The organism is Hydrogenophaga crocea, from assembly GCF_011388215.1.
In the GTDB taxonomy this organism is placed as follows: Bacteria; Pseudomonadota; Gammaproteobacteria; order Burkholderiales; family Burkholderiaceae_C; genus Hydrogenophaga; species Hydrogenophaga crocea.
This window is the reverse complement of sequence record NZ_CP049989.1, coordinates 50,366-72,761: the sequence shown is the minus strand read 5'-3', so window position 1 is coordinate 72,761 and position 22,396 is coordinate 50,366. Positions and strand designations below refer to the sequence as shown.

The 22,396-nt window shown below is 69.6% G+C and carries 20 protein-coding genes and 1 pseudogene; 11 read left to right on the top strand and 10 right to left on the bottom strand.

The window, feature by feature from the left end; genetic code table 11:
• The first annotated feature begins 9 nt into the window (after positions 1-9).
• Positions 10-945 (top strand): FkbM family methyltransferase, encoded by a 936-nt coding sequence (locus G9Q37_RS00360; RefSeq protein ID WP_166222927.1) that lies wholly within the window; start codon positions 10-12, stop codon positions 943-945.
• Here G9Q37_RS00360 and G9Q37_RS00355 read toward each other — a convergent pair whose 3' ends face one another.
• The gene (locus tag G9Q37_RS00355) at positions 946-1,734 is read right to left on the bottom strand and encodes a trypsin-like peptidase domain-containing protein (RefSeq protein WP_166222925.1); all 789 of its coding nucleotides are present in this window, start codon (positions 1,732-1,734) and stop codon (positions 946-948) included.
• 245 nt (positions 1,735-1,979) lie between these two features.
• Here G9Q37_RS00355 and G9Q37_RS00350 point away from each other — a divergent pair, with 245 nt between their 5' ends.
• Positions 1,980-2,669, top strand: a complete 690-nt coding sequence (locus tag G9Q37_RS00350) for a PEP-CTERM sorting domain-containing protein (RefSeq protein ID WP_166222922.1) — start codon at positions 1,980-1,982, stop codon at positions 2,667-2,669.
• A gap of 13 nt (positions 2,670-2,682) precedes the next feature.
• Here G9Q37_RS00350 and G9Q37_RS00345 read toward each other — a convergent pair whose 3' ends face one another.
• From G9Q37_RS00345 to G9Q37_RS00325, 5 genes and pseudogenes are all read right to left on the bottom strand, one after another.
• The gene (locus G9Q37_RS00345; RefSeq protein ID WP_166222919.1) at positions 2,683-3,444 is read right to left on the bottom strand and encodes a PEP-CTERM sorting domain-containing protein; all 762 of its coding nucleotides are present in this window, start codon (positions 3,442-3,444) and stop codon (positions 2,683-2,685) included.
• Between the two features lie 43 nt (positions 3,445-3,487).
• On the bottom strand, positions 3,488-5,800 hold the full coding sequence (locus G9Q37_RS00340; protein WP_205710695.1) for a 5'-nucleotidase C-terminal domain-containing protein: 2,313 nt from the start codon (positions 5,798-5,800) through the stop codon (positions 3,488-3,490).
• 25 nt (positions 5,801-5,825) lie between these two features.
• Positions 5,826-8,990, bottom strand: a complete 3,165-nt coding sequence (locus G9Q37_RS00335; RefSeq protein ID WP_240936461.1) for an ExeM/NucH family extracellular endonuclease — start codon at positions 8,988-8,990, stop codon at positions 5,826-5,828.
• 250 nt (positions 8,991-9,240) lie between these two features.
• A pseudogene (locus G9Q37_RS22000) lies at positions 9,241-9,345 on the bottom strand (PEP-CTERM sorting domain-containing protein); the annotation flags it as partial.
• A 493-nt stretch (positions 9,346-9,838) separates the two neighbouring features.
• Entirely contained in the window at positions 9,839-11,389 is a 1,551-nt protein-coding gene (locus tag G9Q37_RS00325; RefSeq protein WP_166222913.1) for a PhoX family protein, read from the bottom strand.
• Positions 11,390-11,647: 258 nt separating this feature from the next.
• Here G9Q37_RS00325 and G9Q37_RS00320 point away from each other — a divergent pair, with 258 nt between their 5' ends.
• The 9 genes from G9Q37_RS00320 to G9Q37_RS00285 all read left to right on the top strand — a co-directional run bounded on the left by G9Q37_RS00320 (position 11,648) and on the right by G9Q37_RS00285 (position 19,701).
• Positions 11,648-11,911, top strand: a complete 264-nt coding sequence (locus G9Q37_RS00320; RefSeq protein ID WP_166222910.1) for a hypothetical protein — start codon at positions 11,648-11,650, stop codon at positions 11,909-11,911.
• 176 nt (positions 11,912-12,087) lie between these two features.
• The gene (locus G9Q37_RS21920; protein ID WP_277345026.1) at positions 12,088-12,210 is read left to right on the top strand and encodes a hypothetical protein; all 123 of its coding nucleotides are present in this window, start codon (positions 12,088-12,090) and stop codon (positions 12,208-12,210) included.
• A 657-nt stretch (positions 12,211-12,867) separates the two neighbouring features.
• Positions 12,868-13,464, top strand: a complete 597-nt coding sequence (locus G9Q37_RS00315) for a LuxR C-terminal-related transcriptional regulator (protein ID WP_166222907.1) — start codon at positions 12,868-12,870, stop codon at positions 13,462-13,464.
• Complete coding sequence (locus G9Q37_RS00310; RefSeq protein ID WP_166222904.1) at positions 13,465-15,204, top strand: hybrid sensor histidine kinase/response regulator; 1,740 nt, start codon at positions 13,465-13,467, stop codon at positions 15,202-15,204.
• 135 nt (positions 15,205-15,339) lie between these two features.
• Positions 15,340-15,603, top strand: a complete 264-nt coding sequence (locus G9Q37_RS00305) for a hypothetical protein (RefSeq protein ID WP_205710694.1) — start codon at positions 15,340-15,342, stop codon at positions 15,601-15,603.
• A gap of 38 nt (positions 15,604-15,641) precedes the next feature.
• The gene (locus G9Q37_RS00300; protein ID WP_205710693.1) at positions 15,642-16,781 is read left to right on the top strand and encodes a hypothetical protein; all 1,140 of its coding nucleotides are present in this window, start codon (positions 15,642-15,644) and stop codon (positions 16,779-16,781) included.
• Between the two features lie 150 nt (positions 16,782-16,931).
• Positions 16,932-18,530, top strand: coding sequence for a DUF4331 domain-containing protein (locus G9Q37_RS00295; RefSeq protein WP_166222898.1), 1,599 nt, complete (start codon positions 16,932-16,934; stop codon positions 18,528-18,530).
• 26 nt (positions 18,531-18,556) lie between these two features.
• Positions 18,557-18,802, top strand: a complete 246-nt coding sequence (locus tag G9Q37_RS00290; RefSeq protein WP_166222895.1) for a hypothetical protein — start codon at positions 18,557-18,559, stop codon at positions 18,800-18,802.
• Between the two features lie 62 nt (positions 18,803-18,864).
• On the top strand, positions 18,865-19,701 hold the full coding sequence (locus tag G9Q37_RS00285; protein ID WP_166222893.1) for a DUF4198 domain-containing protein: 837 nt from the start codon (positions 18,865-18,867) through the stop codon (positions 19,699-19,701).
• A 12-nt stretch (positions 19,702-19,713) separates the two neighbouring features.
• Here G9Q37_RS00285 and G9Q37_RS00280 read toward each other — a convergent pair whose 3' ends face one another.
• The 4 genes from G9Q37_RS00280 to G9Q37_RS00265 all read right to left on the bottom strand — a co-directional run bounded on the left by G9Q37_RS00280 (position 19,714) and on the right by G9Q37_RS00265 (position 22,334).
• Positions 19,714-20,163: a carboxymuconolactone decarboxylase family protein gene (locus G9Q37_RS00280; protein WP_166222890.1), complete on the bottom strand. Its 450-nt coding sequence runs from the start codon at positions 20,161-20,163 to the stop codon at positions 19,714-19,716.
• A 118-nt stretch (positions 20,164-20,281) separates the two neighbouring features.
• Entirely contained in the window at positions 20,282-20,962 is a 681-nt protein-coding gene (locus G9Q37_RS00275) for a hypothetical protein (protein ID WP_166222887.1), read from the bottom strand.
• Positions 20,963-21,017: 55 nt separating this feature from the next.
• The gene (locus tag G9Q37_RS00270) at positions 21,018-21,563 is read right to left on the bottom strand and encodes a hypothetical protein (protein WP_166222884.1); all 546 of its coding nucleotides are present in this window, start codon (positions 21,561-21,563) and stop codon (positions 21,018-21,020) included.
• 6 nt (positions 21,564-21,569) lie between these two features.
• A complete protein-coding gene (locus G9Q37_RS00265; RefSeq protein ID WP_166222881.1) occupies positions 21,570-22,334 on the bottom strand; it encodes a hypothetical protein in 765 nt (254 codons plus the stop codon).
• Between the last annotated feature and the right edge of the window lie 62 nt (positions 22,335-22,396).

Genomic DNA, 22,396 nt, shown 5'->3' with positions numbered 1-22,396 from the left:
AGCCCGCCCATGACGCCTTCGACCCCCTCCGCCCCCGGCCAGGCCGCCACCCTGCTTTGCGTGCGCCAGGCGCAGCCCGTCGGGGCCCTGGTGGACCGCTACATCACCCGTGCGCTGCTGCGCCGCGCGGCGGTGCATGCGGCGCAACGCGGCCACAAGATGGCGATCTTCGCCAACGACCTGATCGGCATCGACATCAACCAGCACGGCGTCTACGAACGCGACGAACTGGCGCTGCTGTTCGCGTTCCTGCAGCCGCTGGCCGCCACGTTCGCCGCGGGCGTGGCCCTGGACGTCGGCGCAAACATCGGCAACCACAGCCTGTTCTTCGCGCGCCGCTTCGCCGCGGTGCATGCCTTCGAGCCCCATCCCGACACCTTCGCACTGCTGCGCTTCAACACGCAGTGGGACCCGCGCATCCACGCGCGCAGGGTCGGCCTGGGCAGCGAGGCGGGGCGCTTCGAGCTGTTCGAACACGCCACCAACCTGGGCGGCTCGTCGCTGCGCAACGCGTCCGCGCAGGGCGATCGCAAGGTGTCGATCGACATCGAGCGGCTGGACGATCTGGCGCTTGACGGGCGCGGGCCCGATTTCATGAAGATCGACGTGGAAGGCTTCGAGACCGAAGTGCTCAAGGGCGGCCTGAACGCCATCGCGCGTGGCCAGCCCCTGATCGTGCTCGAGCAGCACCTGGCCGAGTTCCGGGATGGCCAGCCCGAGGCCGTGCGCCTGCTCGCCGGCCTGGGTTACCGCTTCGCCTGGCATGCCGCCCCGCCCTTGCCCCGCACCTGGCTGGGCCGGCGCTGGGCCGATCTGCGCGACCTGTGGCGCGGCCAGACCCACCGCATCGTGACGGCCAGCGAGGTGCAGGCGCGCCACCATTCGATGCTGGTGGCGGTGCCGCCGCGCTTTCAGGCCGCGCTCGGCCTGCGGCCCGAGGCCTGATCAGGGCTTGGCGTCGGCCGCTTCGCCGCGCAGCACGCGCGCGATCCAGGCCGCCTGCGGCGCGAGCCAGATGCCCCCGGCCAGCCGCCCGACCGGCCCGCCGCCCTTGGGCGTGACCGTGGCCTGGAAGGTGTTGATGCCGGCCAGGCCCCAGCGGCCATCGAGCACCACGAAGGCCGCGCTGCCCGAATCGCCCGCGGCGAGCGTGGCCTCGCGCCCCGCGCCCAGCGTGCCGTTGGCGGGCACGGCCGGGCCGATCACGTTGCTCGAGAGGTCGGGCCCGTCCTGGTCGAACAGGTACAGCAAGGGCCGGCCCGCGGCATCGGGCTGCAGCGCGTCGACGCGGTTCTCGCCGGTGGTGATCAGCGTGGTACTGCCGCCGTGGCTGACCAGGTGCACGATGTGGCCCAGCAAGGGTCCGGTGTAGAGCGGCGCGGGCGGCAGCGCAGCGGGCGCCGGGCGTTCGAGCTGCACCAGCGCGAGGTCGACCTGGCCGGTGACGAACCCGGGGTGCACGTGCACGGCCCGGGCGCGCGCCACGAAGCCGCCCGCCAGCGGTGAGCGGAACACCACCTCGGCCGGCACCGCGCCGTTGACCGCGTGCGCGGCCGTGAGCACCCACTGCCGATCGATCAGCACGCCCGAGAGCAGGCGCTGCGCCGCGTACAGGCTGCCGACGGCGGCGGCCGGCGTGCCCGCCTGCGGGTCAGACGCGCCAGCCCCGCCCTCGAGCGCTGCGGCCGTCAGCGGCGCGGCCAACAGGCACCAGAGCGCGGCACGCCGCCGCACGACAGGGGATGGGATTCGCACCGCGCCTCCGGAATCATCCGATCGGACCATGGATATGCCCGCGCCCAGGCACGCGAAGACACACAGCGCAGGACCGCGGCCCGGAAAATTCCGGCCAGCAGCCCTTCACCGGGGTCTCGACGATGGGGTGTTCGACGTCAGGCCTGCCGAAGGGTGTACCGCTCCTCGATGTCTTCGTGATGAATCCGGCCGCGCCAGGCGCGGCCACAGCCAAGGAAACCGTGATGCAAACCGTTCGTTCGATCGCCCGCGCCGCCGTGCTGGCGCTGGGCCTGGCGGCCTCGCTGGGCCACGCGCAATCGCTGTCCACTCAGGGCGGCAAGTCCCTGGACCTGCCCTCGCGCTTCGACCCGGTCTGGTGGGGCGATGCGGCCACCTACACCGGCGGCTTCGATCTGGACAGCGTGCTGCGCAACGCGCGGCTGGTCCTCGACGGGCCGGCCACGCTGAGCTTCACCGTGGTCGGCACCGAGGCGGCCGACCGGCCGGGCTGGGGCTGGGGCCACTGGAGCCACTGGGGCCACTGGAGCCACTGGGGCCACGACCACCCCGCCAAAGGCCGCCACGACACCGCACGCGACGCGCAGCGCCTGCCCTTCACGCTGGGCCAGAGCCTGAGCTTCGAGCAGGCCAGCGCCGGCCGGGTCGATCTGTCGGTGCTCGACGATCTGGTCGGCGCGCGCTGGGGCCACCTGCGGCCGCACGCGCTGGTGCTGTCCGAGGACGCCAGCAGCGCGCTGCTGTTCTTCAACATCGGCCGCGACAAGGGCCGCCCCGACTTCGACGACCTCATCGTGCGCGTGAGCGTGTCGCCCGTGCCCGAGCCCGAGACCGCGCTGCTGTGGCTCGCGGGTCTGGCGGGTCTGGGCGGCTGGCTGCGTCATCGGCGCGGCAAGGCGGTGGCGGCGGGCTGAACGAAGCGCCGTCTCAGGCGGCCGTGCGGGCCGGCGCGCGGCGGCGCGCGGCGGCGCCGATCACGCCCAGGCCGGCCAGCAGCATGGCGATGGTCTCGGGCTCGGGCACCGCGCTCACGCTGATGTTGTCCAGGCGCAGCTCGGAGGTGCTCAGGTCGTCGTTGAGGTCGACCACGCCGAGCACCAGGCGCACCGCGCCGCTGGCGTTGGCGGTATAGCTGAACGAGGCGTTGGACCAGCCCCAGGCCACATCGTTGAAATCGCCGAAGGTGCTGTTGAAGGTGCTCACGTTGGGCAGCGTGAACGCGTCGGTGAACTTCACCACGGTGTCGTTGATGGCGATGAACGCGAAGTCGGGGTTGATCGATTCGGTCGACAGGAAGGCCCAGTCGAACTTGATCGACAGCGTGTCGCCCGCGGTGGCGAAGAAGTCCTGCGAAATCGCCGAGGCCTCGATCGCGTAGCCGCCGATGTCGAGCGCCGTGGGCAGCAGGCCCGCGATGCTGGGCGCTTCGTAGAAGTTGACCGGCGAGACGCCGCTGTTGTTGTTGAAGCCCGCGGGCAGCGGCGCGTCGTCTTCGTACGCGGTGGTGGCGGTGGACAGCACCGCGGTCTTGCTGCCGGTGGTGCGGATCTGGGCATCGCCCCAGAGCGTCCAGCCGGTCTGGCCGGCGTCGAAGCTGCCGTTCTGGAAGGTGGTGCCCTGCGCGAGCGCGGGGGCCACCCCCGTCACGATCAGCGCGGCCGCGGCGAGCAGTTGGCGGGTGGTTTTCATGGCTTTCCTTTGGGTGAAGAGATCGGTTCAGGGATGGGCGGGATCAGGGAGCGGTGTTGCCGATGAGGTCGCGGCCGGGCACGAACTGGGCCGCGGTCAGGCCTTTGAGCAGCACCAGCGGGCGCGGCGCGATCGGGCCGGCGCTGCCGTCGGTGTCGATGAGCAGCTGCACGCCGCCGATGACGTCCACGCGGCCGATGTGGCCGCTGGCCACGCCGTCGCCGACAACGCCCAGGCTGGCGAGCAGCGCGCTCAAGTCGATCTTGTCGGCGTAGGGCGTGAAGTCGGTGATGGTGTCGCCCGCGTCGCGCACGCTGGTGTAGACGAAGCGGTCGCCGCCGGCGCCGCCGGTGAGGGTGTCGGCGCCCGCGCCGCCGGTGATCACGTCGTCGCCCGCGGTGCCGACCAGGGTGTCGCGGCCGGCGGTGCCGTTGATCACGATGCCGGGCGTGGACTGCGCGACGGCGAGGTCGATCAGGCGGCCGTGGCGGTCGAAGGCGTTCTCGATGCCGTACATGTTGGCGGTGATCTCGTCGCCGTCGGCCGCGTTCAGGCGCTGCAGGCCGCCTTCGGCCTTGGGCGCGCGGATGAAGCTGGCCAGCGCTTCCTGGTAGGTGATGGTGTTGACGTTGTTCTCGAACACCACGCCGTTGGCGGCGAAGGGATAGCCGTCGCCGCCGTTGGCGGTGAAGTCGATGGTGGCGAACGAGAAGACGCGCGGCGAGACGACCTGGCCGTTGTCGACCAGCACGGTGCCATCGTCGAGCACGATGCGGCGGATGCGGTCGCCGCTGCCGACGGCGGTGCCGCGCGGCGTGCGCGTGGTGTCGTACACCACCTGCATGCCCGAGACCTGGGCGAAGCGGCCCTGGGCGCTACCCGTGGGCGTGGAGGCGGCCACCGAGTGCTCCATCAGGTCCTTGAGCTGCGCGGCGTTCATGGCCGGCGCGCGCTTGACCAGGTTGGTGAAGGGCAGCACGTTGAAGGTGTCGCCCACGGTCACGTTGCCCGGCACCGCGATGCTGGTGCGGATGCCGCCGCCGTTCTGGATCGCGACCTCGGCCTTGCCGGCGAAGCGCTGGGCGTCGGCGACCAGGTTGCCCAGGCCGGTGTCGGCGTTGCGCACACCCGCGACGTACTGGCAGGGCGCGGGCGAGCAGGCCACGTGGGTGGGGCCGTTGAGCTTCACGCCCGTGGTGCCGATGACCTGGGCGTTGAGCGCGGCGATGTAGCTGCTGACGGGCTGCACCACCTGGGCCTGGATGGTGGCGTCGCCGGTCACGGCGTCGGCGTCGGCCGCGGCGCCGCTCACGCGGATCATCTTCGAGCCGAGCAGGCCTTTGACGCGGCCGGTGCTGTCGTCCACGTCGATGCGCAGTTCGCCGACGTAGCGGTTGCCGAAGTGGCCGGTGACCAGCGGCACGGCCTTGCCTTCGGCGTCGAGCGCGGTGATCGGGTGCTGCGTGTAGGTGGGCGCGACGCCGCTGTTGATGAGCAGGTCGTCGCTGTCGGTCATGAGCTCGTGACCGCCGCCGGAGATCACCAGGTCCACGCCGCGCAGGCCGGGAATCATCACGCCGGTTTCGTTCTGCGCGTTCTGCAGGTGGCTCATCACCACGATGACGCTCACGCCCTGGTTGTTGCGCAGGTCGTCGATCTCGGCCTGCACCAGGGGCAGCAGGGCCTGCAGGTTCTGCAGCTCGCTGTTGCCGGCGCTCCAGTTCTTCATGATGCCGGCCGGCGGCGAAGAGATGGAGGGCAGCAGCGGCGTGGTGACGCCGATCACGCCGACCTTCTTGCCGCCCGCGGTGGTGAACACCTTGGAGGCCGCGACCTTGCCCTGCGCCGCGAGGTCGGCGAACTGGGGCGTGACCGAGAAGTCGAGGTTGACCGAGAGGTAGGTGGTGCCCGAGACCTGGGCGAAGCGCGCGGCGACCGGGCCGGTGTTGTCGAGGTCGAACTCGTGGTTGCCGAAGGTGGTGGCGTCCACGCCGATGCGGCGGTTGGCAATGGCGTCGTAGAAGTCCTGGCCGCCGTCGGGGTGCGCGGTGGCGAGGTTGGCGAAGCTTGCCGTCAGGCGCGGGCCGGGCAGGAAGGAGTCGCCCGCATTCAGCGTGAGCACCGTGCCGGGCGCGGCGGCCTTGCGGTTGGCCACCACCGTGGCCAGCCGGTCGATGCCGCCGTAGAACGAGATCGGCTGGCTGGCGTCGTTGCGCAGGTTGCCCTGGGCCGAGATCAGCCAGGACTCCTGGTCACCGATGTGCAGGATGGTGAGGGTTTCGGCCTGCACGGCGCTCAGGCTGCCGGCGAGCATCAGCGACGCGGCGAGCGCGCCCAGGGTGAAACGGTTCTTCATGGGATCGGTCCTGTGGAGGTGGAAATCAAAGGCCCAGGTCGCGGGCCGGCTGGATCTGGCCCGCGGTGACACCGCGCAGCACCGCGAGCGGGCGCGCCGCGATGGGGCCGGCGCTGCCGTCGCTGTCGATCTGCAGGCTCAGGCCGGCCGCGGTATCGACCAGACGCACCACGCCGTCGGCGATCGCGCTCGCGGGGTTCTGGCCGATGGCGGCCAGCAGCGCGCTCAGGTCGATGCGGTCGGTGCCGGGCGTGAAGTCGGTGATGGTGTCGATGCCGTCGCGCAGGTCGGTGTAGACGAAGGTGTCGGCACCCGCGCCGCCGGTGAGCGTGTCGGCGCCCGGGCCGCCGGTGATGCGGTCATCGCCCGCGCCGCCGACCAAGGTGTCGCGTCCGGCCGTGCCCTGCACCGGGCGCAGCAGCGACAGGCCCACCAGCACCGGGTCGTGGTCCGAGGAGCGGTACACGCTGGCCTGGTAATAGTCGGGGCTGCAGCTGCCGCTGCACTGCGGATCGCCGACCTTGAACTCGGTGTTGTAGTCGATGATCGAGGGCTCGTCGGCGTTGATGGCCCAGTGGCGCGCGCCCGTGATCTGGGCGCTCAGCGTGGGCGTGGCCAAGGCGTGATCGAGGTAGCCCGCCTCGCCATCGAACACGTACGAGTAGCCGAGCCCGTTGAAGCGGTCGATCTGGTCGACCAGGCCGGCGCCGGCCAGCGTGAGGATGGGGTCTTCCTTGCCGTAGGCGTTGAGGTCGCCGATCACGAGCACGTCGGGGTCGGTGGCCTGGAGCTGGCCGATGAAGCCAAGCAGTGCCTGCGCCTGCTGCTGGCGGCGGTCGTTGAAGCAGCCCTGGCCATCGCCCTGGTCGAGGTCGGCCGCGGGCGAGCCGCTGTCGCAACCCTTGGACTTGAAGTGGTTGACCACCACGGTGAAGCGCTCGCCATTGGACAGCTGGAAGGTCTGCGCCAGCGGCGGGCGGTTGTGGATGGCCGCGGTGTCGCTGAGCGCGGCGCCGTACGGGGTGACGCGGGCGGGCTTGTAGATCATGGCGACGCGGATGGCGTCGGTGCCGGTGCCGCCCGTGGGCAGGCCCACCACGGCCCAGGTGCCGGCGCCGGCGGCCGCATTGAGCTGGTTCACCAGGTCCTGCGCCGCGCCGTTGCCGTTGTTCTCGATCTCCATCAGGCCCACGATGTCGGCGCCCAGGCCGTTGATGGCGGGCACGATCTTGTTGCGCTGGCGCGTGAGTTCGAGCGCGCTGTCGGCGCCGCGGCAGTCGCTGCGCGTGCCACCGGGGAAGCACGAGGCGCCGGCCTGGTCGATGGTGCTGAAGTAGTTGAGCACGTTGAAGCTGCCCACGCGCACGTTGCCGCCGACCGCGGGCGGCGTGGCCGGGCGCGGGTTGCTGCGCACGAAGTTCACGGGCCCGATCGGGTGGATGCGGTAGTCGCTCAGGCCGTCGGCGAGGTTGGTGGCCAGGCCGTAGTCGATCACGCCGGTGAGGCCGTCGGGCAGGGTGTCGCCCGCGCGCAGCGTGTTGTCGGCGCCGATGTAGGGCGTGGGGTTGACGTTTTGCTGCGTGCTGCCGTCGTCGAGCAGGATGCGCCGGCGCGCGTTGTCCTGCGCCATGGCCAGGGCCTCGGCGGAGTTCGCGGGGTGGCGGTTGGTGGGCTTTTCGAGCCGGCCCTCGGCCGCCAGCGTGACCTGGCCGTAGCGGCCCTGGAAGAAGTTCTGCGAGGCCGTCAGCGGCGAGGCGATGCGCACCACCATGCCTTCGTAGCGCTCGAGTTCGCCATCGGCCACCTCGGGCAGCGTGATGACCACGGGCGCGACGCTGTTGCCGGTGCTCACCAGCGTGGCGGTGGTGCCGGTGAGCTCGGTCACGGGCCGGGCCTGCGCCTCGGCGCCGGTGCCCACCGCGAACTCGGTGACGGTGCCGGTGACGCGCAGCTCGTTGCCGAGCGCGACCACGCCCGTGGGCGCGGTGCTGGTGAAGACGAAGATGCCGTCGGAGGTGGCGGGATCGCCATCGCCCACCGGGTCTTGCAGGAAGTAGCCGTTGCTGTTGATGCGCGTGACCACGCCGCGCGTGGTCACGCGCTGGCCTTCGAGCGGGCTGCGCGCGCCGCTGCCCTGGATCTGCGGGATCGGGGTGGTGCCTTCGACGGCGATGGTGACGGTGCAGCTCGCGGTCTGCAGCTCGTCGTTGGCAAAGTTGATCTGCACCGGGTACGAACCGGCGGCCAGCGAGCCGGCCACGGCGATGGTGGCGCTGGCGCTGCCGCCTTCGAGCGTGGCGGGCGTGAACGCGGACAGCGTGATGGCGGCGGGCGTGTTGGCCGCGAGCGTGGCGCCATTGACCACGCTGTCGCTGTCGCTGGCCGAGACGGCGAAGCTGCCGCCGGTGCCGGTGTCGAACGCGGCGTTGGCCGGGCAGGTGGTGGCGATGGGCGCGTTCACGCCGCCGCCCAGGCTGTCGCCGTCGACCTGGATGTCGTCGATGCCCACCCACTCGTCGTTGCCGGCCGCATTGGTGGTGATGATGCGCACCTGCACCTCGGCCTGGTTGTCGGCGGCGGCGGGCAGCACCACGTCCACCGGGGTCACCAGGGTGGCCAGGCTCGGACCCGAGGTGGCGTCGGCCACGAAGCCCGCGGGCAGGTTGATGAAGTTGCCGCTGCGGCCCACGCGGTACTGCAGGGCCACGGGCTGGATGGCGTTGTCGCTGGAGCCGTCGAGATCGCGCAGCACGTAGCGCACGCGAACGGCCTGTTTGCCGCGGGTGTCCAGGTGCAGCACGATGTTGGGCGCGTGCGCGCCGTTCGAGCCGGCCAGCGCCACCACCGGGTCGGCCAGCGCGAACTCGGCCACGCCGCCGGTGCTGTAGGTGTTGGGCGCGGTCTGGTTCGGCGCCACGTTCACGTCGGTCGAGGGCGCGAGCACCGTCTGCGGATCGATGCCGCCGGTGGTGGGCCCTGCCACCACATAGCCCACGATGCCCGGCACGCCCGACCAGTTGTTGGCGGTGGTGATCAGGCCGGCATTGCTCCAGTTCTGGGCAAAGGGCAGCGCCTGGGGCACGTCGGTGGCCATGGCCGACAGCGGCAGTGCCAGGGACATGGCCAGGCTCAGGCGGCGCAGGCGCGCGGTGGAGGGAACGGGGCGGTGGTGTGCGGATCGGAGCGGCATGGGCGTGTTCGTGGGCACCTGCGGGTGCCCCGAGCGGCACCCTGTCAAAGGCCTGCGTGATGATGGTCAGCCAGCATCACGGCTTTGCTGTGCGCCAAGCGCGCCGCGCTGATCCGAAAAGACCATTGCAGCTGCGGCTTCAAAACAAACGCCCATCCAACGGCATGCGCGGGATGGGCGTTCGACGGGCCCGGCGAAGACCGGGCCATGGCCCGGGCCTCGGACACGGGCCGCGGGCCGCGGGCCGGGATCAGGCCGCGCTGCGGCGGCGGCGCGCGAAGGCGGCCACCGCGCCCAGGCCGGCGAGCAACATCGCCAGCCCCTCGGGCTCGGGCACGGCCGTGACCGAGATGTTGAGCACGTCGCCGGCGTTGAGCCCCGTGATGGACCAGTTCACGTTGCCCGCATAGCCCTTGGGATCGCCCAGGCGCACGTCGTAGAACTCGGGCATGCCGAAATCGACCACGGCGCTCGAGCCGTTGAAGTCGACGCTGGCATAAGACTCGGAGAACTCGCGGTAGGCCGTGCCCACGGACGCGAACAGGCCGGCGCCGATGTCCACGCGATAGCCCGTGACGCCCACGCCACCGAGGCCGATGCGGTTGATCAGCAGCGCGTTGAAGCTCAGGCTGCCGAAGTCGGCGGCTTCGACCACGTAGCGCAGCGTCGTGGTGCCGAGCGAGGCGAAGTCCAGGTCGAACGAGATCAGGCCGGGTTCGCTGTACTCGGTGTGGGTGGCCGTGCCGGCCACCACGCCTTCGAAGGTGGCGGCCTGCGCGCCCGCGCTCAGGCCCAGGGCCGCGATGAGGGAATAGGCAAGGGATTTCATGGTGTGGCTTCCTGGGGGTTCAGAGGCTGCCCTTGCTCCACGGGCCGGTGATGGCCAGCGTGACGCCGGGCGTGTAGAGGTTGACGAACAGCACGCGGCCATCGGGGCTGAACACGCTGCCGGCCCATTCGGTGTTGCGGTGGTTGCCCGCGTTGCTGCCGGCCTTGCCCACGGCCTGCATCTGGGCGCTGGTGAAGTTGAAGTTGTGCGACGCGAAGGTGTAGGTCTTGCCTTCGGGCGTGAGCACCTTGAGCTCCTGCGCGACGATGGTGCCGCTGGTGGGGCTGGACGTGCCGCCGTCCTCGCAGAACAGCAGCCCGCCGCGCGGGCTCACGCAGATGTTGTCGGGCGAGTTGCCGATCACGCGGTCGCGGCCCACGAAGATGGCCTTGAGCACCAGGGTCGCGAGGTCGAGCGCCCAGATCACGCCACTGCGCGCGGGGCGGCCGTTGCCGGCGGCGCTGGTGGCCTTGTCGGTGAAGAACACCGTGCCGTTGGCGACCCAGCAGCCTTCGTTGGCGCCGAAGATCGCGCCGCCGTTCGCATAGGCGCCGCGGAACGGGCCGCTGCCGGTCACCGAGCCGACGGTGGTCGAGATCGTGGCGGCATCGGCGTCGGGGCTGTCCACCGGCACCCAGGCGCACTGGAACTCCTGGCACAGCGTGGGATAGCGCAGGTCCGCGTTGGGCTGGCCGACCACGGCCAGGCCTTCGAGCAGGCCGCCCTGGTGCAGGCTGCCCAGGCCGCCGCTGAGGTTGTTCGGGCGGAAGCGGTACAGCGTGTTGGCGTTGCCCTGGTCTTCGGTGAGGTACCAGTAGCCGGTCGCGGGATCGATGGCGCTGGCTTCGTGCGCCATGCGGCCCATGGCCACGATGGGCGTGGGATCGGCCGCGTTCAGGCTGGTGTCGGCCGGCACCTCGAAGATGTAGCCGTGCTTCTTGCCCGTGCTGCTGACGTTGTTGCTGAGGATCTCCTCGTTGCTGAGCCAGCTGCCCCAGGTGGTGGCGCCGCCCGCGCACGGGCGGTAGATGCCGCCGAGCGTGGCGTAGCTCGACACCCAGCTGCCATCGCGCCAGACCAGGTTGGTGTTGCCCCCGATCTGGTAGCTGGTGCCGGTGATGCCGGTGTCGTACTTGGCCACGCTCTCGCGCGAAGCGCCCACGATGTTGGCCGCGCTGCTGCTGGTGGAGCGCTCGTGGTTGCGCACCAGGATGATTTCGTTGCTGCGACCGACCCGGCGCGAGAGCACCACGCCCATGCCGTCGTGCGAGTTCGGCGTGATGAGGCCGTCGCTCATCACATCGCCCGCCCAGCCGTAGCTCTTGTAGGTGAAGCCCGCGGGCAGTTGCACCAGGGGCAGGCCGGTGGTCTGGTCGTTCACCGGGGCCACGGGGCCGTAGGGGCTGTCCGTGCGCACCGAAGCGTCGTCGGGCAGGCACTGCGCGGTGTACGCCTGATCGACCGTGTTGGCCAGCGCGGCGATGGGACCGCCGAAGGCGGCGGCAACCGCCGCGCCGGTGCCGCCCAGCAGCAGCTGGCGGCGCGAGACATCCTGAGGACTGTCGGACATTAAGGGCTCCTTAAAAAGTGGGGGGGAGCCCCGGAATTTCTTCGCCGACCGTGAACGGCGCTTGACCCGCGCACGTCTGTTTGTCCGGGCCTTTTGGGCCGCGGTGCACGAACCCTGGTCCGAACGGCGCATTGACAACGCGGCCCGCTGCGCACGGCCGCACGAGTGGCCTTTGCGCGCGCCGTGACGGTTTGGTGACACCGGATTGACCGGCCGCACGGCCGCGCTTATGGTCCGCGTTCCTTGTCAGGAGCCCCCATGCAAGCCATCAAATCCGTTCGGAAGCTGATTCAGGCAGATCCCGCATCGTCGCGGTCGGCCGTGCTCGCCGCCCTCGTGCTGGCCTTGGAGTCAGAAGAGCCTTTCAACCTCACCCGGCTTTATGGCCTGCCCTATGAAGATTTCGAACTGGCACTCAAGCTGGTTCAGGAATGGCGGCTTGACCGGTACTACAGCGCAAAGTACCGGCTCTTGGATGCCTCCCTGCTGGCTGGTCGCCACACGGAACCAGCGATCGGATGACGCTGGGACTCGGCCGACACGTGTCGAGATCATTGGCGGCGCCAGCGCGTCGCTGGCTCAACCGCCTAAACAGGGGGGAAGTCCAACGTGATGTGAGCCACCACAGTGCTTTTGGTGCCGGGCCTGCAGGGTGAGCCACACTTTTGTGGTCGTGCCCAAGCGTCTTGGGTCGCCTCGTGGAAGCTGAACAGGCGCGCGGCAATGTGCTGCACGAGCTGGTGCTGCTCACCGAGTTGGACGTGTACCTGCCTCTGACCCACTCGCGCAGAAAAGCGGGCACCTGGGGTAGCAAGGGCTGAAGCAGCCCGCCCCCTGCCGTTCCCCCCTGCGGTTCCCGCATCGGGAACCGCAAGGCTCCAAAACGACAGGCTATCGACATAGACCAAGACCAGGAGAGCACAACGCAGGTGGCCAAGGGCGACACGATGCATGGCGGCGCGCGGATCCTCGCTACCGGCACAACGAGCACGGCTAAAGCAGCTGGCTGCCGCATACCTCATCAATGTTGCATCCGAGCCCACTTCCGATGGGTCATCCATCAGTTCATCGGTGGCCGTGCTCTGATGGCGTACGCCTGGGGACCCGACTACCCGGTTAGCGCTACGCAAGGCCAGTGGACCCGCTTGCCAACTCCCACCGCGATACCACCTCTCTAAAACGCGCGTGCGCGCGCGCGCATTTTTTTAAAGGCTGGCGAGCGGCGAGCACTCATGGCTCGCTGCAGCGAAACTCTCGAGGCATCACAACCGACGGCTCAAGTGCGCGTTCGACCCTGAGACGGGTTCAGCGCGGCCTACCCCCACCGCCAGCGAGTCTGGAGCCCCTGCAGTGCAGGGGCTTTTTTATTGGGCGATCCAGGCGGTGCACATGCCGGCCTCGACCTGCGTGACCGCCCCTCGGCACACCGACGAATCGGATGCTGCATCACCACCACGCAGTCGCTTACATTCGCGCCGATGAAGGTCCTGCTGATCGACGATCATCCGCTCTTTGGCTTCGGGTTTGCCCAGGCCTTGAGCCAAGGCGCGTCCGGCATCGAAGTGCTCACGGCGCCGACCATCCAGGACGGTCTGGTCCAGGCTGCGGCACAGCCGGACCTCGACATCGTGCTGATCGACTACCGCCTGGGCGACACCGACGGCCTTGCCGGGCTGCGGCACTTCGGTGATCGCTTTCCCCTGGTTGCGCGCGTGCTGATCTCCGGCGATGAAGACCCTGTGCTGGCGCAGCGCGCGCGGGCGGCCGGCGCCAGCGGCTTCCTGGGCAAGTCCAGTTCCCTACAGGGGCTGCTGGCGGCGTTGCAGCGCGTGGCCGACGGCGAGGCCGTGTTCGACAACGACACCCGGCGCGCCACCGCCGGGGCCGGGCCCACCGCGCGGCAGATGGAGGTGCTGGCCCTGCTGGCCCAAGGCCAGCCCAACAAACGCATTGCACTGGAGCTGGGCATTGCCGAGCGCACGGTGAAGCTGCACGTCACGGCGCTGCTGGAGACCTTGGGGGCGCGCAACCGAACCCACCTGCTGGTGCGGGCACGCGAGCAGGGGCTGTTGTAGATGCTGTGGCCGCGCGTGCGTGTCTGGCTCGAGGGGCTCGAGAGCGAGCAGATCGACCATCTGTTTCGATTCACCTCCCTGACCTCGTTGATGACGACCTTGGGGGCCCTGATCCTGTACGGGGCGTTCCGAAGCGGTGAAGGGTTCGACGCGGCCGATGGCTGGATGCTCGCTTTCGTGTTCGTCGGCGTGGCGCGCATGGCCGGCGCACGCCGCTACCACCGGCTGCGGCCGGCGCGCGATCGCCTCCACCGCTGGGCCGCCTGGGCGTTCGGCACCATCCTGCTGCAGGGCGTGTTGCTCGGTTCCTTGAGCCTGATCTGGTTGCAGCCGGCGACGCCGGAGGTCGAGTCGCTGTTGCACATCGTCGCGGCAACGATCGTCATCGGCGCGACGGTGCCCCTGCCGCCGTTCTACCCGGTGCTGGTCGCGTTCGTGGTCTGCGTGATGGGGCCCTTGGCCTTGCGCGATTTGTGGATTGCTGGCACGTACCACCTCACGCTGGCCGCGCTGGTGGTGGCCACCAGCCTGTACACCTTGCAGGGCGGGCGCCAGCAGGCCCGGGCGCTGGCTCAAGCGCAGGCCGAACGGCGCAAGAACGCCGCGTTGATCGAGGCCTTGCGGCGGGAGAACCAGCGCGCCGAGCAGGCCCAGGACGCGAAGACGCGTTTTTTCGCCGCGGCCAACCACGACCTGCGGCAGCCCCTGCATGCCATGGGTTTGCTCGCGCACACGCTGAACGAGAACGGTGCAGCAGCGCGCTCCGAAGACGTGCCCGCGCGCCTGGTGGAATGCGTGGACAGCATGGCGCAGATCGTGGACGAATTGATCGAACTGGCGCAGGTGGATGCCGCCGCCGTGGTGCCCCGGCTCGAAGCGTTCGCGCTCGATGCGCTGCTGCGCGAGGTGGCGCGCACCCATGCGCTGCAGGCCACGCACAAAGGCCTGCAGCTGCAAGTCGACAGCAGTGCCCTGACGGTGCGCAGCGACCGCCGCCTGGTCGCCCGCGTGCTGGCCAATCTGCTGTCCAACGCCTTGCGCTACACGCCACAGGGCATGGTGCGCCTGGCCTCGCGGGTGCAGGGCGATCGCGTCGAAGTCATCGTGCAGGACAGCGGCATCGGCATTGCCGAGCACGAACTGTCGCGCATCTTTGAAGAGTTCTACCAGGTGGGTAATCCGGCGCGAGACCGGCGGCTGGGCGTGGGGCTGGGTCTGGCCACGGTCAAGCGCCTGAGCGATCTGCTCGATCTGCGCGTGCAGGTGCAGTCCACGCCCGGGCAGGGCAGCGTGTTCCGCATCACGCTGCCGCTGTGCGATGCAACGCCATCCCCCATCGCCGCGCCGGCCATGCCGCAGGACACCCCGCTGACGCGGCGCCGTGTGCTGGTGGTTGAAGATGACGCCGACTCGCGTGCGGCCTTGACGGACCTGCTCTCTGCCTGGGGGTGCGAAGTGCGTTCGGCACAAGACGTGGCCCGCACACGGCAGCACCTGGCCGATGGCTTCCAGCCCGAAGCGGTGCTGGCCGACCTGCGGCTCGCGGGCGGCGACAGCGGCGTCGATGCGGTGATCGCGGTGCGTGCCTGGCTCGGCAAGGAATTGCCTGCGCTGGTGCTTACCGGCGACAGGGGCGACGCGCAAGCACAACGCGCCGAAGCCGCGGGCCTGAGGCTGTTGGCCAAGCCCGTCAAAGCGGTGCAGTTGCGCGCCTTCCTGGGCCAGGTCTTCGGCGCCTAGCGGCAGCGCCGGGCACCTGCCCTTTTGGGCTATTCAAGCGGGGTTGCCCGCTGCCTAACATCGAGCCGATCCCCGCAACAACCACAGGTGACGACCCGAATGGCTCAAATCACATCCCTCGCATTGGCATTGGTCATGCTCACGTCGCTGAGCGGCTGCGGCAGCATCGCTGCCTCGACCAACAGCCTTTCCGACGAACGCCTGAAGTCTGAAGCGGCGGGCGTGCTCGCCATGTCGCCCGACCAACTGGCGCTGCTCGACCGTCGCACGGAAGGCACCAACACCTTCTACGCCGTCAAGGCGCGCGATGGCAAGGAATACACCTGCATCATCAACGGCGGCAACCTGCTGAGCTTCGGCATGACGAATCCGCCCAATTGCAAACGCAAGGGCAGCTGAGCCCGCAAGGCGGCACAAGCCTGGCCGAGGAGCAAGCCATGCCAGAACGCGCGCAAGCCCGCACCGAGCCATCCTTCGAACGCATGGCCCGTGCCGCCCGCCGGGCTGGCGGCATGCTCGGCGCGCTGGTGCTGACCTGCCTCGCAGGCAACGCCCTTGCTGCGTCGGATCCGGCATTGCCCGAGGGCAACACCAAGGTGGTCACCAAGTCGCGCCTGGGTGTGTGGATGCTGCGTGAAGACCCTGCCCAGCCGCGCATGAACTGTTCGGTGAAGTTCGTTTCATCGAGCAAGAACCCACCGGGGCTCACCATACTGGGGCCGACGCCGAAGTCGGCCCATGCCGTGATCCTCTTCAGCGGAAGCGACATCCCCGTGTCCAGCGCGGTGCAAGACGTGCAGGTCGAACTGGTGCAGCAAGACCTGCCACCCACGCGCCTGCCGGCCAAGCAGTTTCCGCGGCAAGCGGGTTCGCCGGACGGCGTGCTGGCCGTCCCCGTGGGCGACATCCGGCAAACCCTGAAGTCGATGCGGGACCGCGAAAACAACATGCAACTGCGCATGGAGAGCACCACGGTCTTTTCCCTGGACTACGACGGTCTGGCATTGGCCCGCAACGCCATGCTCGACTGCATGGAGGGCCGGACATTCGCAGGACAGTCGCTCAAGGAAGCGACGGCGGAGATCCGCCCGCTGGGCACGTCCGTCATCAAAGGGCAGGCTTACTTCAAGGGTGCTTTGCTGGCCGCCAAGAAGTACCCACCCAAGGGCAGCCAGGCGGTGGGCCTGATCTGGATGACCGACGAATTCAAGGCCTGGTACGAGCAGGTCAAGCGCGATCAGAAAATGCCCAAGCAGATTCCCCAGGCCATCCTGAAGCACTTCATGCGCACCAAGATCCTGGACGACAAGGGCAGCTTCGTGTTCACCAACATGCCGCCCGGGGAATACCTGCTGATCACCGACTTCTCCTACGAGCGCACCCGCAACCAGGAAGAAGTGATCGGCCGCACGGACGTGTACACCGCGGGCGGCCGCTACATCGGCTCGAACAACCAGATCACGGTCAACACCTATGCCTTCCAGGAAGGTGTGACTTTCGAGAAGCGCGTCGTCGTGCCCGCCGATGGCCAGACGATCGAAGTGTCGCTGGACAAGTCCTGCCTCATGGGGTGTTGAACCGCGCGTCGCGCGCTGGCGCCTGCGGCGAGGCCCGCACGGCCCCGATACCCGATCAGCGCCCAGGGTGATCCCGCGCGCCACATCCACTCCGTCTCCCGGCGCGTATCCCGTGGGCCGAGCCCGGCACCCACAAACCAGGAGACAGCCATGACACTCAAGCCCGCATCCCTTGCGAAAGGATGCCTGTTGATGGCGGTGGCCAGCGCCGCCATCGCATCGAGCCACCGAGAGGCCCCGTTCATCACCACCAGCCCGAAGGTGGACGGCACCGACTTCTACATGTTCCGCAGCTACGAAGGCGTGGCCGCGGACGGCACCGGCGGTCGATCCGATTACGTGACCATGATCGCGAACTACCAGCCCCTGCAAGGCCCGTACGGCGGGCCCAACTACTTCTCGATGGACCCGAACGCGCTGTACGAGATCCACATCGACAACAACGGCGACGCGCGCGAAGACATCACCTTCCAGTTCCGCTTCAAGAACAACCTCAAGGGCACGCCGCTGTCCATCGGCAACACCTCGGTGCCGATCCCGCTGATCCAGTCGGGCACGGTCGCGGCCGTCAACGACGCCAGCCTCAACCTCGCCGAGACCTACAGCCTCACGGTGGTGCGCGGCGACCGTCGCAAGGGCGCGGCCCAGGTGGTGGCCGCGTCGCTGCCCAAGCCGGTCGACTACATCGGCCAGAAAACGCTGGGCGATGCCGCGGCCTACAAGGCCTACGCCGACAAGCACATCCACACCGTCACCATCCCCGGTTGCGCCATGCCGGCGCGGGTGTTCGTGGGTCAGCGCCAAGAGGGCTTCGCGGTCAACCTCGGCCGCATCTTCGACCTCGTCGATGCCCCGGCCGAGGTGCTGCTCAACCCCGCGCTCAAGGACGCCGAGGGCGCCAACGGCAACCACTACATCCAGAAGCAGAACGTGACCTCGCTCGCCCTCGAGGTGCACCGCAGCTGCCTCACCGCGGGCGCTGAAACGGTCATCGGCGGCTGGACCACGGCCAGCCTGCGCCAGGCCCGATTGCTCAATGGCGCGCCGCCCTCGGGCCACCAGGCCAGCGAGAAGGCCGGTGGCGCCTGGACCCAGGTTTCGCGCCTGGGCAACCCGCTGGTCAACGAGGTGGTGATCGGCCTGCCGGACAAGGACAAGTTCAACGCCTCGGCGCCCAAGGACGACGGCCAGTTCCTGGCCTACGTGAGCAACCCCACGCTGCCCGCGCTGCTCGGCCAGGTGCTGGTGGGCAACCCCGCCGGCGTGGCCCCCACCAACCTGCCGCGCACCGACCTGCTCACCACCTTCCTCACCGGCATCACCGGTGTGAACAAGCCGGCCACCGTGGCGCCGTCGGAAATGCTGCGGCTCAACACCGCTGTGCCGCCGGTGCCGTTCGCCAACCAGAACCGCCTGGGCGTGGCCGGCAATGCGCTCAACACCGACCCCAACAAGGTGAACGACAACGCCGGCTTCCCCAACGGCCGCCGGCCCAAGGACGACGTGGTCGACATCGCGCTGGTGGCCATGCTCGGCGGCCTGTGCGTGATCAACGGCGACAACAACGCGCTGGGGCTCAACGGCGTGCCGGGGGTGCCGTCGCTGGCCTCGGCCTGCCGGCCGTCGAGCGTGCCGCTGGGCGCGCAATCGGCCAACGTGCACGACGCGGTGGACCAGGCCGTGGTGCCGTTCCTGCCCGGCTTCCCGTACCTCAACACGCCCAACCCGGGCTCGATGAAGCTGCAGTGAGCGCGGCGGCACACCAAGGACGTTCCATGCGACACATTCCCTTGAAACCCGCGCTCGGCCTCGTGCTGGCCGGTGCCCTGCTGAGCGGCTGCGGTGGCGGCGGTGGCGACGCCCCGCCCGCTGCGCCGCAGGCCCAGGCCGCCATGCCCTTCATGGGCAACTCGGTGCAGTCCCTGCTGCAGTACATGAACCGCCTGATCGCCCAGACCAGCGAAACCAGCACGCCCGAGCCGGTGGACAACCAGCCGCTGCCGGTGGACGACACCGTCTGAGCGGCGCCCGGTCCGTCAACCCCACGGGGACCGGCGCGGCCACGCGCCGGTCCCCCCTTCACATGAAACCGCTGCTCATCACCGCGGCCCTGCTCTGGGCGCACACGGCCTTCGCGCACGAGTTCTGGATGATGCCCGACCGCTTCTCGCCCGCGGCGCGGGAGCCGGTCGAGGTGGCGCTTCGGGTGGGCGAACATTTCGTGGGCGATCCCGTGGGATTCGGGCGCCCCATCGCCGAGGCGCTGCGCGTCTTCGGCGCCGACACCGAACAGCTGCTCACGCCGCTGTTGCCCGCCGATCTCGGCCAGGACCGCGTGGCCCTGGCCTTCGAGAAGCCGGGCACCCAGATGATCGCGCTCGACACCCAGGCGTTCAGCGTCACCCTGGCGCCCGACACCTTCAACGCCTACCTGCGCGAGGAGGGGCTGGACCACGTGCTCGCACAACGCCAGGCCAGGCCCGCCGACGCCTCACCGGTGCGCGAACGCTACCGCCGCCACGTCAAGACGCTGCTGCGCGTGGGCGGACGCAGCGACGACACCCACCGGCGCACGATCGGCCAGACCCTGGAGATCGTGCCGATCGCCAACCCGCTCGCGCTGGCGCCCGGCCAGGCGCTTTCGATGCAGGTCCTGTTCGAGGGGCGGCCGCTCGGGCAGGCGCTGCTCAAGGCCTGGCACCAGCGCGGCGGGCAACTGACGGTGCTGCGCACCCGCACGGACACCCGCGGTCAGGCATCGCTGGCCTTGCCCTGGCGTGGCGTGTGGATGGTCAGCGTCGTGCACATGGTGCCGTCCACCGATCCCGGGCGGTTCGATTGGGACAGCCACTGGGGCAACCTGACCTTCGAGACCGCGCCGCCGGCCCGCCCCCGGGGCCCTGGCCGGCCTGCCCGATAGGGCCGCGATCGCTCACGCCTTGGCCCGCGGCTTCATGCGAAAGCCGATGCCCATGCGGTTGATGGCGTTCATGGCGGCGATGGTGAGGGTCAGATCCACCAGATCCTTTTCGCCGAACACGGCCAGTGCGGCCGCGTAGGCGTCGTCGCTGGCATGCGTCTCGGCGATGCGCGTCACCTCCTCGGACCACGCCAGGGCCGCGCGCTCCTGCGCCGAAAAGAGGTACTGCGCTTCGTGCCAGACCGGCACGAGCGCCAGCTTGTCCACCGACATGCCTTCGGCGAGCAGGTCGCGGGTGTGGATGTCGATGCAATGCGCGCAGCCGTTGATCTGCGACACCCGCAGGAAGACCAGATGCGTCAGTGCACTCGGCAGGCGGGTGCCCTGGGTGACGAAGTGGTGCAGCGCGCCAATCGCCTTTGCACCCTCGGGAGATGATTGAAACCAGACAGCGCGGTCCATGAAACAGCGTCCTTTGAAGTCGTTGATGGGCAGAGGTCGATTCGGCCTCTGCCCACAAGACGTTTGACGCGCAAGCCGTGTGACACGAGCGGGCGCCCCGCTTTCGACAGACAGCCGTTCAGCGCCGCTCCAAGGCCTTGCCGATCTCGGTGACCAGGCCAGCGGCCGTCACCTCATCCAGTCCTGCGGCGAGCACATGAGCCTTCCCTGCGGCCTCCACCTCCACCCGGTACGCAACCTCGGCAAGCGCACGCCGGCCCGCGAGCCCCATCGCCACACCGGTGGGCAGGCCGCGCGCGGCGTCGTAGACGATCTCGGCGCCCCCAGCGAACTGGTTCCTGATGCGCAGGCGATGGATGTCGTCCTTGCGCAAGAGCGTGCCCTCCGTCTCGATGCCCTGCGGACCCACGCGCAGGCTGCGCGGTCGCGCGGGCTTGCCGCCCCGGTGGTCCTTGAGCAAGGTGAGCCATGCCAGCGCTGCGAACAGCAAACCCAGCACCCACAGGTAGGCCACGCCACTGCCCACCACGCCGGCACCCAGCACGATCGCGAGACCCGCGGGAAACCACAGCGTCGGGGGCGCTGCGGGCAACACCGTGAGCCGCGTCCACTCGCCGTCGGCCTGCATGCGGTACTCGGCCGTCTTCTTCGAAGCGGCGCGCAGGCGCCTGTAGGCCGACCACAGCAGGATGGCGGCGAACGCGTACTTCACGGCCGCTTCACCGGCGGACCGCGGGCTGGCCAGCAGCAGAAACCACAGACCCGCAAGACCGAGCACGAGGGCAGCGATGCGATTCATGGCGATCCTTCTCGTGGATGGTGATCCTCATCCGGCACAGGGCGGCACCCGCGGGTCATCGCCGGCACAGCTTCACCGGCCCCAGCCCCTGGCAACCGCGGCGCTGCGTTTCCACGCTGCACTGCAGGTCGTAGGCCGCCCCCTTCCACGCCCACACCGGTTCGCAAAACCCCGCGGTGCCGATGCGAAGGTCCTGCCATCCCTGACTGCGCGTGGGCAAGGGCGTGACGCTCGCGCCCGGAAAGCCGAGCTGCTGCGTGTAGCGCCCCTGCGCGTTCTTGACGAACAGGAACACCGATGAGCCGGTGTGGCCCGAGGTGCAGCCATTGCCCGCGATCACCAGCACCTCGGGCACACCGTCGCTGTTGAGGTCGAGCACCTGGGTCTCGTGCGCGATCTCGCCGCAATCGGGCGCCACCAGGGCCTTGCCGCCCGGCGCAACCCGGTAGTCGAGCAGTCGGAAGATGGCCTGCTGGTCGGCCGTGGGCAGGCGCTCGGCCACGCCGGCGAACAGCAAGCGCGGCCCCGCCGCGGGCTGGGCCCACACCGCCGCCGCGGCGACGAGGCAGCCCAGGGCCAGCCAACACGAACGCGCGTTCATGGCCGCTCAGAGCTTGGGCGCTGCGCCGCGCGACAGCCGGGCCTTCACGGCCTCTTGCCGCTGCTGCTCCACCCAGTCCCTGGCCTTCTGGTGCGTGCTGGCCCAGGCGCCGTAGTCCACCAGCCGCACCATCAGGTTGTGCACCGGATCGCCGGACAGGCTCGCGGCCGCGGCCAGCCCGCAGGTGGACGGATCGCGCGGCACATAACCCTTCTCCTGCCCGCGCTTGAGGCTGCTCAGGATGTCCGACGCCTCGCCCACGCCGATCACCGTGGTGTTGGGCGTGCTGCGCCAGCACGTGGGTTTGCCGGGCTCGCCCCACACCTGGTTGAGGGTGCTGTTGCTCTTGCCGCTGGTGGTGGGCGGGCCGTAGCGCTGCGCCAGCTGGGCACCGAGCTGGGCCTGCGTGGGCGGGGCCTTGAGGCTCATCTGCCGCGTCATGCCCAGCACGCGCGAAGCGCTGGGCGGCGGCGCGAAGTAGAGCCGGAAATCCTCGCGGCCCTGGGCGTCGTCGAAGGTCACCCACAGCTCGTACAGGAACGGCGGTGTGTTGAGCTGCTGCACGCCGTCGCTGTAGTTGTAGGTCATGCTGCGCTTTTGCACGCGCATGCCGGGCCGGTGGGTGTTGAGCACGGCCATGGCCTCGGCTTCGGTCATGCCCGGGCGCAGGCCCACGATGTCGAACGATGGTTGCGCGGCGGCAGGCTGGCACAGCGCGGCGGCCATGGACAGCAGCGCGGCACAAGCCCCCCGGAAAACGGTGTGAGGCATGGCGACTCCCCTCGGTGGTGGTGCGCCCATGCTAGGTCGCCGGGCCGCGCACGACACCTCCC

Bases quoted from the DNA above. Each gene is read 5' to 3' on its own strand.
- G9Q37_RS00360 (WP_166222927.1), top strand. From the start codon at position 10: ATGACGCCTTCGACCCCCTCCGCCCCCGGCCAGGCCGCCACCCTGCTT.
- G9Q37_RS00350 (WP_166222922.1), top strand. From the start codon at position 1,980: ATGCAAACCGTTCGTTCGATCGCCCGCGCCGCCGTGCTGGCGCTGGGC.
- G9Q37_RS00345 (WP_166222919.1), bottom strand. From the start codon at position 3,444: ATGAAAACCACCCGCCAACTGCTCGCCGCGGCCGCGCTGATCGTGACG.
- G9Q37_RS00340 (WP_205710695.1), bottom strand. From the start codon at position 5,800: ATGAAGAACCGTTTCACCCTGGGCGCGCTCGCCGCGTCGCTGATGCTC.
- G9Q37_RS00335 (WP_240936461.1), bottom strand. From the start codon at position 8,990: ATGCCGCTCCGATCCGCACACCACCGCCCCGTTCCCTCCACCGCGCGC.
- G9Q37_RS00325 (WP_166222913.1), bottom strand. From the start codon at position 11,389: ATGTCCGACAGTCCTCAGGATGTCTCGCGCCGCCAGCTGCTGCTGGGC.
- G9Q37_RS00320 (WP_166222910.1), top strand. From the start codon at position 11,648: ATGCAAGCCATCAAATCCGTTCGGAAGCTGATTCAGGCAGATCCCGCA.
- G9Q37_RS00315 (WP_166222907.1), top strand. From the start codon at position 12,868: ATGAAGGTCCTGCTGATCGACGATCATCCGCTCTTTGGCTTCGGGTTT.
- G9Q37_RS00310 (WP_166222904.1), top strand. From the start codon at position 13,465: ATGCTGTGGCCGCGCGTGCGTGTCTGGCTCGAGGGGCTCGAGAGCGAG.
- G9Q37_RS00305 (WP_205710694.1), top strand. From the start codon at position 15,340: ATGCTCACGTCGCTGAGCGGCTGCGGCAGCATCGCTGCCTCGACCAAC.
- G9Q37_RS00300 (WP_205710693.1), top strand. From the start codon at position 15,642: ATGCCAGAACGCGCGCAAGCCCGCACCGAGCCATCCTTCGAACGCATG.
- G9Q37_RS00295 (WP_166222898.1), top strand. From the start codon at position 16,932: ATGACACTCAAGCCCGCATCCCTTGCGAAAGGATGCCTGTTGATGGCG.
- G9Q37_RS00290 (WP_166222895.1), top strand. From the start codon at position 18,557: ATGCGACACATTCCCTTGAAACCCGCGCTCGGCCTCGTGCTGGCCGGT.
- G9Q37_RS00285 (WP_166222893.1), top strand. From the start codon at position 18,865: ATGAAACCGCTGCTCATCACCGCGGCCCTGCTCTGGGCGCACACGGCC.
- G9Q37_RS00280 (WP_166222890.1), bottom strand. From the start codon at position 20,163: ATGGACCGCGCTGTCTGGTTTCAATCATCTCCCGAGGGTGCAAAGGCG.
- G9Q37_RS00275 (WP_166222887.1), bottom strand. From the start codon at position 20,962: ATGAATCGCATCGCTGCCCTCGTGCTCGGTCTTGCGGGTCTGTGGTTT.
- G9Q37_RS00270 (WP_166222884.1), bottom strand. From the start codon at position 21,563: ATGAACGCGCGTTCGTGTTGGCTGGCCCTGGGCTGCCTCGTCGCCGCG.
- G9Q37_RS00265 (WP_166222881.1), bottom strand. From the start codon at position 22,334: ATGCCTCACACCGTTTTCCGGGGGGCTTGTGCCGCGCTGCTGTCCATG.